Annotated in this window: 5 protein-coding genes; 3 read left to right on the top strand and 2 right to left on the bottom strand. The window is 56.7% G+C overall.

Annotation, left to right across the window (positions count from 1 at the left end):
* Positions 1-78 precede the first annotated feature (78 nt).
* Both C8N31_RS18620 and C8N31_RS18625 read left to right on the top strand, forming a co-directional pair.
* Positions 79-1,113 carry a fatty acid desaturase gene (locus tag C8N31_RS18620; protein WP_025049923.1) on the top strand — a complete coding sequence of 345 codons (1,035 nt, stop codon included), beginning with the start codon at positions 79-81 and terminating at the stop codon, positions 1,111-1,113.
* Positions 1,114-1,330: 217 nt separating this feature from the next.
* On the top strand, positions 1,331-2,182 hold the full coding sequence (locus tag C8N31_RS18625; RefSeq protein WP_025049922.1) for a hypothetical protein: 852 nt from the start codon (positions 1,331-1,333) through the stop codon (positions 2,180-2,182).
* A 6-nt stretch (positions 2,183-2,188) separates the two neighbouring features.
* Here the strand turns inward: C8N31_RS18625 and C8N31_RS18630 are convergent, their stop codons facing one another.
* Positions 2,189-10,288 (bottom strand): DUF4214 domain-containing protein, encoded by an 8,100-nt coding sequence (locus tag C8N31_RS18630; protein ID WP_025049921.1) that lies wholly within the window; start codon positions 10,286-10,288, stop codon positions 2,189-2,191.
* Positions 10,289-10,615: 327 nt separating this feature from the next.
* Here C8N31_RS18630 and C8N31_RS18635 point away from each other — a divergent pair, with 327 nt between their 5' ends.
* Positions 10,616-12,127: a caspase family protein gene (locus C8N31_RS18635; protein ID WP_025049920.1), complete on the top strand. Its 1,512-nt coding sequence runs from the start codon at positions 10,616-10,618 to the stop codon at positions 12,125-12,127.
* 62 nt (positions 12,128-12,189) lie between these two features.
* Here the strand turns inward: C8N31_RS18635 and C8N31_RS18640 are convergent, their stop codons facing one another.
* Positions 12,190-12,894 (bottom strand): hypothetical protein, encoded by a 705-nt coding sequence (locus C8N31_RS18640; protein ID WP_146173150.1) that lies wholly within the window; start codon positions 12,892-12,894, stop codon positions 12,190-12,192.
* Positions 12,895-13,122: the final 228 nt, after the last annotated feature.

The raw sequence follows: 13,122 nt of genomic DNA on the forward strand, positions 1-13,122 counted from the left end.
ACGCGGCAAAGACCCAAGAGTCTTCTTGATTCGACGGGTTAATCGTTTATCAGAAATTCAAACGATAGAAGCAGGCGCATGTCCCAAAATAAAAATTCTACCGGGCAAGCGCCCGAAATTCGTGCTTCACGCGACTGGGTGAAAGTTCTTTCTGGTTACCGTGAACCTGCGACCACCCGCAGCGCGTTTGAGCTTGGCGTGACCTTGGTTCCATTTATCTTGCTTTGGGCGCTGGCCTGGGCCGCAATGTCGGTCAGCTATTGGCTGACCTTCGGGCTGTCTTTGTTGAACGCGGGTTTCCTGCTGCGTTTGTTCGCGATCCAACACGACTGCGGCCATGGCGCATTCTTCAAGAGCCGTACCTTTAGTGACTGGGTTGGTCGTGTTCTGGGGGTTCTGACCGTCACGCCCTATGACGTTTGGCGGCATACGCATTCTGTTCATCACAGCTCCTCTGGCAACTTGTGCCGGCGCGGGATGGGCGACATTCATACAATGACGGTTCACGAGTATCAGGAACTGTCTTGGATCATGCGACTGCATTACCGGCTGTATCGCAATCCGCTGGTTCTGTTCGGTCTGGGGCCTGGATACATCTTTTTGCTGCAAAACCGTATCCCGCTTGGCCTGATGGACCGCGCGAAATACTGGATCAGTGCAATGGCGACCAATGCGGCAATCCTCGCGGCGCTGGGTCTGGTGATCTATTTTGGCGGGCTGGCACCGATTCTCTTGATCTTTTTGCCATCTACGTTGCTGGCGGCCACGGCGGGTGTTTGGCTGTTTTATGTACAGCACCAGTTTGAAGAAACCCATTGGGACAAGAGCACCGATTGGGATTTGCATGACGCAGCGCTGCACGGCAGCTCTCACTATGTGTTGCCGCCTGTGTTGCAGTGGCTTTCGGCCAATATCGGCATTCACCATGTGCATCACCTTTACAGCCGTATTCCGTTTTACCGATTGCCAGATGTCCTGCGTGACCATCCGGACCTTGATGTCGGCAACCGAATGACCATCGGTGAAAGCTTTGCCAATGCGCGGCTGCACCTTTGGGATGAAGACAGCCGACAACTGCTGTCCTTTGCACAGGTCCACGCATTGCGCGGCTAAGTTTGCGGCGCGGGATTTGTAGGTACACTCCTTTCTGATTGGCGGCCTTCTGGGCCGCCTTTTGCTTTTGCGGAGTATGAAATGTTGCAATTGGGCCAAAGGGCGGTGCTTTATATAGGATCACCAACAACTGCAAAACCATAAGCCGGTCCTCTTCATGCCCCCTAAGCCGCACAACCCTTCCGCCCCGGTATTCTGCAAATCCTGCCGCCGTCGGTTGACGCCTGAACAGGGGGACAATGCGGGCTATTGTGACCGTCCCGAATGCGCGACCAGACAGAAGATCGACCAATCCGGGCAGTTGGCAAAATCGCAGGAAGAGCAATACCAACGTTGGCTGGATATCACCCACGCCCGCACCGCTGGGGTTATCAAAGCTGCAGCGCGGGAAATAGGTGAGGATGATCTGGATGATGTGGCGCATGGTTTGGCGCCCTATGTGGACATCCCGCTGGTGCCGCTCCCTGCGGAGCGGCGATTGGTGTTTGAGAACAATCTGCGCGCGGCTGTCCTTGAAAGCTTTGAGGCGACCGATGCCACGGAGGAGCCCCCCGAGCAGCCAGAGGATGATCCCGAATATGCCCGCCGCCTCGCACAGGAAGCGCCCGATCCAATGGCGCTCAATGCGGCGTGTATTGCCTGTCAGGGAGATTGCTGTTTGCAAGGCGGGAACCGTCACGCCTTTATCAAGAAAAAGGTTATCGACTATTTCCGGTGGTCCAATCCCGAGGCAACAGCGGATGAGATCATCGAGACTTACCTTGAACATATCCCGCAGCAAAGCACATCGGGCAGCTGTGTCTATCATGGGGTGCAGGGCTGTACCCTGCCGCGCAATCATCGCGCCAATATCTGCAACAGTTTCCAATGCCGGTTCAGGCTGTCTCTGTTTCAGGATTACGTGATGAAACCCGGCTCGGCGGCCGTGGTTGCGGGGATTTCACACGATCACACCGACGATCCCGCCGCCGGAGCGCCCTATTTGCGGGTGGTGTCCGTCAACGAAGAGGGCGACGTGACCATCCATTCGCATCTGTCATTGCCAGCCCTGCCCGAGGCCGACACCTAAGCCGGGTTAGGCAATCGCAAACGGATCATCCAAAACCCCGACCACAGGCATCAGGAATGCGCCACTGACAGGGTCAAGCGCGGCAATGTGATAGGCATCGATGGCGGCAACGGCGGCGTCCTTGCTGGACTGGCTGCCGTCAAAAAGGGCCATCGCATCTGTGGCGTTGCTCACGTTTGACATGCCCTTGGTGACAGCGAAATAGGTGCCGATGTCCGTCTTGGTGGCAAGGTATGCGCGGTCAAGCAACTGCTGCGCGACAAAGTCTTCGCCTTGGCTATGGTCCAATTCGGATTTTGCCCCGCGCAACACTTCGAGAATGAAAGCATCCCGGCTGACGGCGCCGGTTTCCAGTAGACCAACCCAGAAATCAAACCCGGCCTGATCAGGGGTGCGGCCCAGCACGTTGTTGTAGACGGCCTCTGCGAAGACATCAAAGGCGGTGCCCGGGGGATAGGTCGCCTTGGTCTCATCTTGGTCCACAAAAAGGGTCGCCATTTCGCTGAGGGTTGTCCCCTTGGCAAAGGCAGTGCCCCAGAAGTTCAGGCCAACTGCGTCCGGTGCTCGGTTGAAGTATGCGATGTAAAGCTCGATAAAACTTTGGAAATCTTCAACAGACAATCCAGTCGGGCCACCAAAAAAGGTCAAATCAAAGGCACCGTCAAAGAGGTTGGTGGAGAAATCCAAAAGCTCGACATTGATCAGAGTATCGCTGCCATCGGCTTCTGTCCGGCGATCCGCGATCAAGGTCTTTGTGGGGCTGAGCGTCAGGGTATAGGCGGTCTGCGCACCAGAGAAACTGGCCGTATCTCGGCCTGCGCCGCCGTCGATAATATCCGCGCCGCTGCCGCCGATCAGGGTGTCGTCGCCCCCTTGTCCGAGCAAGATATCGTCGTCCGCACCACCATTGATATACTCAGGGGCATCACTGCCCCGCACGTAATCATCGCTGGCTCCGGCATTGATCTGGTTGCCGTCCCCCACTTGCGCGTCCGGATTGATACGCACCGATGCGCCGGGCAGACTGTCGACGACGATGACGTTCTCATCGGCGAATTCAAATCCGGGCCAGTCGGCCAACAGATCTTGGATCTGGACCGGCTTTTGCGAGAAATCGAACCGCAGCAACAGTGAACCGGATTGCGAAAACACTTCGGCGGTGTGAACTGTACCGCTGAGATCGGCCACTGCCGTCGGGCTGTTCTTGGCAAAGCCTCCGTTCAAGTCGATCAACAGATTTTGCCCGGTGACCCCCTCAAGGAACAGGGCAGAGGTGCCATCGGCGCTAATCAGGTTTGTGTTGCCGTTGACCAAGCCATAGCTGGCCGGAGTTTCGGTCAGGACATTGGGCCGGACATAATACATCGTCTCTCCGCCGGGGATATCGGTGTAATTATCGGTCAGGGCAAGCGCGGCCGGCGCAGGATTTGCGGTGTTGGGTGAGGGGGTAGGCGTTTGGACCACAGAGGCCTGTGTTCCGGCCAATGCGGACAGGGCAAAGGGATCCGCGGCCGCGTAATTAACCATGTAGCCAAGATCTTCCATTGCGCCGATTGTGATGGCGCTGAGGGCATTGTCGATCACACCGGGGGGGCGCGGGGCATCAATGCGGAACCCGATGGTCGGGGTCATCAGTTCTCTGCCGAGAACGCTCTCGCGCCAGTATTCATTGGCAAGCCCGCCATTTGCACCGTCTTCAAGCAGGGCGCTGCCGTTGGGTGTGCCCAGAACATCGGCAAATTCGCGCAGCGCATTGGAACCGACATAGGCTGCCCCGCCATCGGTGTTTTGCACCAGCCCAAGTTCTTCCCAAAGGCTGCCAAAGCCAAGCGCACGTCCAATCGCGTTCGCCGCCAGATCATCGATGCTAAGCTTTACCGTTTCGGCGGCTTCGGCGTTGACGACAATCCGTGATCGGGTTGGCAACAGCTCGCCCAAGGTGAGGTCAGTGCCGCGTTGTTCGACCACGCCCGAAATCGCAAGGATGTCTTGTTCAACCCCTTCGAACACCAGATCAATGTCGACAATTTGCACTTCGATCAGAATGTCATCAACAAACCCGTAGCCCTCGACCGAAGCAAACGGAAGATCGCCGACAATCACATTTTCCCACCGCGCGGCTGCCTCTTCAAAGCCTTGGCGGAACTCTTCCGGGCCTTGATAATCAAGCGTGATGTCAAAGCTATCGTTGTCAACAACGCCGCCCAAGTCATTGAGGTTCATGCGGTATTGCCCTGTGGTTTCCAGAAAACCACCTGCAGAAAAATAATGTGTTCCGGAGGTTTCGACCGAGAATTGCAAGGCGCTGTTGGCACCGTCACCGCCATCGTCGTTTTCGGTGTTGCTGATCAACACACCGTTGCTATCGTAAACACCATAGAAATACGGATCGCTGAGGGCCGCTGACCCGTCTTCGGACAACAGATCAATCTGATATAGGCGACCCGCCGTCAGATCCGCCTGAAACCAATCCCTGTCATCGGGGAAATCGATTGTTCCAGTAGCGCTGCCGCCGGGGGCAATCTGGCCGGTCGTGGAAACATCCGCCGCAAAATCATCCAGCAGGCCCAGATCGTCAATAGAGACGGTGTAGCTGCCCACTTCGTCGTCAAAGCCGGACACTTCGATATAGTATTGGCCTTGCTCGGGGGGCGTGAAATTGGCGAGGCTGTCGAGCCCGACGCCGCCATCGTCATCGACGCTTTGAGAGAATGGCCCGCTGCCATCTAGCGCAAAAACCCCGGACAGGAACGGATCGGTCAATGTACCACCGTTGGAATCCGAGCCTCGCAAGTTGATCTGATAGCTGGTGCCGCCGTCCAGTGTCACCAAAAAACGGTCTGTATCGCCGGGGCTGTCGATGATGCCTGTGCCGGGCGTGCCGAGCGTGAGCGCACCAAAATCATCCGCAACGCCGGGCAGATAGTCATCCAGATAGCGGATGAAATCGACCTCCAGAGTGTAATCACCGATGCCCAGATCGCCCGATGCGGCGACCTCGATCTGGTAGGTGCCATCCTGATCCACGGTCAGGCCGGTGACCAAGGCATTGTCACCGACGCCGCCGTTGTCGTCGGATGTTCCGGCAATCAATGCGCCGCTTCCGTCAAACAGGCCGATCAATTCGGGGTTCGACAATGACCCGCCGCTGGTCGCCGCGCCTTCAAGGGAGATGTTGTATTCGATCCCTGCCAACAGCGTGACGTCAAACCGATCGCGGTCGCCTGAGGCCTCAATTGTGCCGAGGGCAGGTGCGTCAACGGTCAGCGCGCCAAACACATCGGCAAAGCTGCCGGGGAGGTAATCGTCAACTGTGCCAAGCGTGTTGACCGAAACCGTGTAATCGCCGGTGCCAATGTCCAGATGGCTGCCCACTTCGATCTCGTAGATGCCATCACTTCCCACAGTAAATGAGCCGCTGGACGCGTCTTGGTCGGTGCCACTGTCGTTGTCAGTCGTGCCTGCGACAAGGTTGTTTTGCAGATCAAACAGGCCAAACAATTCCGGGTCTGGCAGGTTGCCGCCGCCGCCCGAAGCGCCAGAGACTGTAATGTCGTAGACCAAACCAGCCTCTAGCGTGACCTGAAATCTGTCGCGGTCTGTGTCAAATTCGATTGATCCGGTGGCATTGCTGTCTGCGGCCAGGTTGCCCAATTGGCTGGCGGTGCCGCCGGGCAGAAAATCATCGATGAACCCGTCAACGAGCAAGCTCAGGGAATAGCTGCCCGTTGCGCCTTGCTGGAACGATCCAACCTCGATCTCGTAGATCCCATCTGCGCCGACATTAAACCCCGTCACAAGCGCATTCGTCCCGGTGCCGGAGTTGTCGTCGGTTGATCCGTCCAGAAACTGGCTCAGCGGGTCATAAACCCCCAATAGCGCAGGATCGCTCAATGTGCCGCCGCCGGTGCCACTGCCCTCAAGCGAAAGGGTGTAGAGTTTGCCAGCCTCCAACGTGGCGAGGAAACTGTCCGTATCTCCCGCGCTTTCGATCTCTCCCACTTGGGTTTGGCCGGGCGCGATGGCGCCAAAGGCTGTTGCAAAGGGGCCGGGCAAAAAGTCGTCTTCGGTGCCCAAAGTGATCAATTCAACCCGGTACCCGCCACCTTGGGGGCCGTTGCTGCCAATCTCGACCTCGTAAGTGTCGGTCGATGAAACCGAAAAGATCGGCACAACCCCGTCGAGGATAGGGTCGTCATCCCCATCTGCCGTGCCGCTGACCATGATGCCTTCGTTGTCAAAGACGCCGATCAATGAGGGATCGCTGATGCCGGATGTGCCGGTCACAGAGAGTGCATAGAATTCGCCCGCGGTCAGATCGACGGTAAATCGGTCGCGGTCGCCTTCGAAATCAATGTGGCCATTGGCGGTGCTGTCCGGTGCCAATGTCCCAAATTGTGATGCGGGGATATCCACGGCGGTGCCAGGCAGAAAATCATCTTTTGTGTCTATGGTGAGGGCGTAATCGCCCGCAAATCCATCCCCGGATGATCCGACTTCAATCTCATAAAGCCCGTCGACGGTGACACGGAAACTGTCGACCCTCGCATCAAAGCGTTGACCGCCATCGTCATCCGTGGTGCCTGCCACCAAGGTGCCAAGGGGATCAAAAACACCGTATAGTTCGGGGTTCAAAAGTGGATCATTGGAAATGCCGTTGCCTGTCAGGTTCAGCTCATAGGTATGGCCTGCGGTCAGCTCAACAGTGAACCGGTCGCGGTCGGTTTCGGTTTCCAACCGGCCCGTTGCCCCTTGGCCAATGGTGATGGCCCCGAGGGAGGTTGCAAACAACCCCGGCAAATAGTCGTCAACCGCGCCAAGAGAGGTGGCCGTCAATGCGTAGTCTCCGGTGCTTAGATCACCAGATCCCGCGACCTCGACCTCGTAAATTCCATCCGCCGCGACGGTGAAGGTTGGGGTTTGGGCGTCATTTCCGGTGCCGCTGTTGTCATCTGAGGTGCCGCCGACCAAAAAGCCCTGGGGGTCAAAAAGGCCAATGATTTCAGGGTTTGGTAGGGGGGTGTTGCCAAGGTCAGAAGAAGTCAGCGAAAGGGAATAGACTTGCTCTGCTTCCAATGAAATCAAAAACCGGTCGCGATCCCCAAGTGTTTCGATGCTGCCTGTGGCGGCAAGATCAAGGGTCAAATCGCCATATTGGGTGGCATCGATGCCGGGCAGGAAATCATCGGTCAGCTCTGCCATTGTGATGAACTGGCTGCCTTGTGTGGTGGCGCCGCGCGCGTCGATCACGGTAAACGGAATGACCAGCCGCGAGCCGGGGGACGCGGCGGCGTCTGTCACTGTGATATCCCCGTTGGCCGACAAAGAACCGGTCAGTGCCCCGCCAAAGGTGAAGGGCAAAACGGAGAAGGATTCACCGCTGCCGTCGAGGTATTCGATCAAGACATTCCCGATCACCTCGGGGCTGTCGAATTGGTAATCGAAAATTTCGTTGGTGGCGCCTTCCGGGGCGGAGTTGATGGTGAAATCGAGCGACAGTTCCACCTCGGTGCGCTGTAACTGGCCAAAAACCTGCCCGCCGTTGACGTTTTCATAGGTCGCGCCGCCATTGCCGCCCGCCGGACCCACCCAATCCACAAAACCGGTGGCGTCGATGGTGAGGGTCTCGTCGTCCTCGATCCGATCATCGTCCACGGCAAGCACAGAGATTTCCAGTGTGTCATCGACACTGCTGGTGAAAATATAGTCATCCGGTGACAGGGCGGTGCCTGCAAAAAGAACGCTTGTCACGTCCCAATCGATCACCGTGTCAGAGCTAAATCCGACATCCTCAAGGGTCAGACTGGCGGTAAAGGTGTCCCCTTCGTTTACGGTCTCGTCCAGCAGCGGAGTGTCTAAGGCAGGGCCAAGGTCATCGTATTGCAGAACATAGCTGCCGGTGTCTGAACCTTCGCTGGGCGAGGCGCTGACCGCGAAATAATGGGTTCCGGTGTAGGTGGCCTCATAGGTGGAGAAACTGTTAAGGCCTTCGCCGCTGTCGTCGTCACTGCCGCCAAGGAAGGCCCCTTGGATATCATAAACCCCAACGAACAAAGGGTCTTCGAGGGTTCCGACGCCGGTTTCCTCTCCCTTGAGGTGGATGTCATAGAGGTTGCCCTGGATCAATGAGACCGCGAACCAGTCGGTGTCGTCAAAGGTCTCGATGGTGCCGGTGACATGGGTGTTGTCGAAGCCGCCCGGACTAAAGGTGCCGGTGGTGCTGGTGTCGCCGGCAAAGTCGTCCAGTGGGCCAACAAGCGATCCGCTGAGCTGATAATAGCCCGTGCCGTTTTGTGCGCCATCGTCACCTACAGCGACATAGAAGGTGCCGGTCTCATAGGCGGTGAATGTGATCTGGCCATAGTTATAGGTGAAGTTCTCATCGCTTACGCCAAAGGCTTCAAAACCGGATGAGGCATATACGCGCAAGGCCGGAAAATCGAAATCGGACAGGTAACTGTCTTCGCCAAGCAGGGTGAAAGTGTATATAAACCCTTCGTCCAAGGTGACGGCAAACCAATCCTCATCGTCTTCGGTTTCATTGGTGCCGGTCGTGTTGCCGCCAATGGTCAGGGCGCCGGTGGTGAGGGCGGTGTTGGCATAATCGTCCGGTGCCGACCCGACCGTCAGCAGGCTGAGCGAGTAAAACCCGGTGGTTGAAGAAAAGGCACCGGCGGAGATGAAATAATCCCCTGTGGTTGGGGCGGTAAAGGTGATCCGGCTGTCCAGAATGCCGTCTGCAATATCATCATTTTCCGTGCCCGGAATCAGGTTGTCAGGATGGTTATAGTAGTTGTTCCAAGCGTAGCTATAGAGACCGCGAATAAAGGGATCGACCACACCAAAGCTATTGAGATCAAACTGATAGATCGTGCCAGCGGTCAGTTCGACATGAAAGAAATCCTGATCGAAAGGGGTTTCAATCTCGCCGCCGACTGCGGCGTTGATCGGCAGATGACCATCGCTTGACGGGTTGTTGCCATAGTCATCAATGACCGCAATTTCGTCGACCTCAACGGTATAGGTGCCGGTATGGCCGATGTAGGATGCAATCGCGATGTGATGCACGCCCGAAGCGGTCGCGAGATAGCGCAGGGCGCTGTTACCGCCAGATGCACCGCCGTTAAAGGCATATGGGACAACCGATCCCAGAGGGTCGATGAGGGCTTCGATGACAGGAAAATCCAAAGTGCCATCAGCCGTGTCCAATCCCAAAGCGTAGATGTCATAGGTCTCGCCAGCCGTCAGCGTGACCTCGATCCAATCGACATCGCCGTCGGCTTCAATCTCGCCCGTGGTGCTGCCGTTTACGGCTATGAAACCGGGTGCAAAATCGCTTTCGCTGTAATCATCGGAATAACCCAGATCCATGATGTCGAGTTGATAGCGCCCAACATCAGAGCCGGAGGTCGAGGCATCGACATAGTGGGCGCCAGAATACGTGGCCGTGTATTCGAAAAAGGTTGAGACAGGAAATTGACCGGCGCCTCCGATATCCAGACTGCCGGAAATCGCATCACCATTGGCATCACGCAGCAAGCCCAGGCTGACCGCGGGGGCCGTTGCCCATGTGCCGAAACCATCGCCGAACAGTTCAAAACGGTAGGTGACCCCCTCAACCAGATCAGTGCGAAACCAATCGGAATCGCCCTGCGCTTCAAACGTGCCATATGCCGAGCCATCGGCAAAAACACTGCCGGTTGTCAGTGTGCTGGAAGCATAGTCATCAAAGGTACCAAGATCGCTGACCGAAAGGGTATAGCTTCCGGTGCCCTGATTATACGCAGATGCCGCGATGAAATGCTGACCACTGTAGGCGGCGGTATAGGTCGTGCTGGCACTACGGGTTGCAGGGTCGCTTTCGTCATCAGCTTGACCGGGGATGGCCAGGCCGGCGTTGTCATAGATCCCGCGCAAAAAGGGATCAAAGAGGGTGTTGAGATCGTCACTGTAGATGCCATCGATGCGGATCTCGTAGGTTTGACCGGCCAGCATGGAAACGGCGAACCAATCTTGATCGCCAATGGTTTCGATCTCGCCCGTTATCGCATCACCATTCGGGACGGAACCTGTGGTTTCTATGGAGGCATCAAAATCATCGGGCATGGCAGACCAACCTTCAATCTAATGTTGTCATTCCTGTCCCAGAAGCGGGATTTGCGCGGTCCAATTGCACCCAAAAGCGCCTTGAAAATACGCGCGGCTCCGGTGTTTCAGCGTGATTTAATTGCTTGAAGAGGTGGAATAAGTCCCATCCTGCCCCCCCGGACTATGGCCTGAGCAGAGGACGAATTGGGCCGCGAGTCAAGTATTCTTGCCCCGCGAGCACCCCTATGCAGGTGGCTGCACCTGTTCAAAAAAAGGTGTATAGTGCGGTCAAGTGAACCCCCTATGATAAAGCTGTCGTCGGGAAATTCAGAAAGTTGGCTTGTTATGAATACTCTGCTGCGCATGTTTCTCATGGCTTTGGCGTTCTGCGCCGGGACCGTTGGTCTGGCCAATGCCAGCCCTGAACGGGTCGCGCTGGTTTTGGGCATGGCCAAGTATCAATCGATTGAGCCGCTCACCAACACCCGCAACGATGCAGAGGCATTGGCGCAAACCCTGACCGATATCGGTTTTGATGTGACGCTGGGCCTTGATAAGACTGCGGATGAATTGCGTGAAATGATGCGGGAATTTGCGTTTCGGTCGGAAACGGCGGATCTGGCTTTGGTCTATTTCGCCGGGCATGGGATCGAAGTTCAGGGTGAGAATTTTCTGATCCCTGTCGATGCACGACCCCGCAGCAATGATGATGTGCAGCAGCAGTCCATTTCCCTCAAAGAGATGCTGTCCGTGGTGGAGCGCGCCCGCAAAATGCGGATCGTGATCCTTGACAGTTGCCGGAACAACCCTTTGGGCGGCGGTATCAGCCTTGCGCAAACGGAGACCTCAAACCAACAACCGGTGGACGAGGCAACGCGCGGTGTTGGCGGTCTTGCAGCGGCAAACCCGGACCGTGGTACATTGGTCGCCTTTGCGGCCAAGGACGGGCAGGTCGCCCTTGATGGCAATCGCGGCAACAGCCCCTATGCCCGTGCATTGATTGACAAAATGGCAGAACCGGGTCTGGAGATCAGCCTGATGTTCCGCCAGGTCCGTGATGCGGTTCTGCGCGAAACCGGTAATCTGCAAGAGCCGCACACTTACGGCAGCCTGTCGGGCACGCCGTTCTATTTGTCTGGCAACAACAAGGGCCAACCTGATATCTCAAGCGCGGAACCAGCGACCGCATGGTCCAAGCTGCGCCCGGATCAGGAATCGCAGCTTTTGGCGCTGGCGGATCTTGGTGATACGCGTTCCATGCTGGGTTTGGCCTATATCCGCTTGAACCCCGAAGATCCGCGTTTTGATCCTGCTGCGGCGGTGGAATTTCTTGAACGGGCCGCCGCGCGGGGATCGCCAGAGGCGCAGATGGAACTGGCCAAACTCTTTGAGCAGGGCCTCGGCGTCGAGATTGACGAGAAACGTGCACTTGAGCTTTATCGCGCTGCGGCGGATCAGGATTTTGCCGATGCGATCAATGACCTTGGGTTCCTGCACTATCAAGGTGGCTTGGGCCTGCGGGCCGATCCGGCCAAGGCGCTTGAGCTGTTTGAACGTGCCGCAGACCTGCGCCAGCCTGAGGCGCAATTCAATTTTGCAGCGCTGATTGATGATGGGTTGATTGCCAAGAAGGGCCCACCAGAGGCGGCTGGATATCTTTATGCGGCACTTCGATCGGGCAGTGAGGATGTGCTCAACCTGTTGTTGCAGCGACCCACAATGTTCAAAGAAGAGACCCGCCGCGAGTTGCAAAAGCTTCTGAAGAACAACGCGTTTTACGGCGGCAGCATTGATGGCGATTTTGGCCCCGGCACCAACCGCAGCATCCGCGCGGCCTATGGCCTAACAGACGGATAAGGCCGACCCTTTTGGGGGCCGGCCTTTGCATATCTTTTGGGTTTGGTTTGTTTCGGCGCGGCTTAGGCGGAGCGCAACAGAACCTTGTTTGATCCAACAGCCGCCGCGATCTTTTGATAGTGGATCGCCCGTTTGGCGTCAGAACTGGCAGAGCGCAAAAGCTTGGTCTCAGCCTCTTCCAACACATTTGCAGCAGCCTGCCGCAGCGGGACAATTGTCTCTGGCTTGACGGGGGTGATCGGCGGCGTGGTCACCGTCTGGCCGTTGCTTTTGGTGGCGCTGACGCGCACTCTTGGCTTGGCCTTGTCCCGGTTTGCGCGGGTCAATGCGGTGAGATCACGCGCTGTGTCTTCTAGGATTTCCTTTACCTCGGCATAGTCACCATTGGCCGGAATATCGGCCGCCAGTTCGCGGTACATCGCGGCGTAACAACCGATCTGGTACTCATCCGGCGAAGCTTCGCAGATCTCGCCAATTTGCTGGATCTGCGCGACAAAGGCCTCGGTCTGGGCGTCCGTTGCCTCAATCTCGGGCTCGTGTCCGGAGGGGCCTTCGCCTTCTTCCTCTTCCATCTCATATTCAGGCTCAATCGGTTCCCCGCCGACCTGTGCATAGCGTGGGTAGATCAATTCAATCGCGGTTGTCTGGGTGCCTTGAAAATGGGCGGGCAGAGAGGATTGAGGGGTGTTGGCAAAAACCGGTGTCGCAACCAAACCAACGGGTGCGATCAGGCCAACAACAAGGCGGGTATACTTTTTTGAAATCATTGTAACAGCGCTTTCCACTGAGAATTTGAAGACATTGAAACCGCCCATTTTGGTGCGCGGTGTGAGATGCTCAAACGATTGGAGTTATCCGGTGGATGCTAAGCCTGTCGGAAAAACAAAGCAAGGCAGGCGGGCGAGTTGATTGTGATCAGAGCCCTGATTTGGCCGGATTTCGTGGTTTGAGCATGGTGTGCTAGCATGGGCCGCAGACGCAGCACCGGAAACGAT

It is taken from the genome of Sulfitobacter mediterraneus, assembly GCF_003054325.1.
Lineage (GTDB): Bacteria > Pseudomonadota > Alphaproteobacteria > Rhodobacterales > Rhodobacteraceae > Sulfitobacter > Sulfitobacter mediterraneus.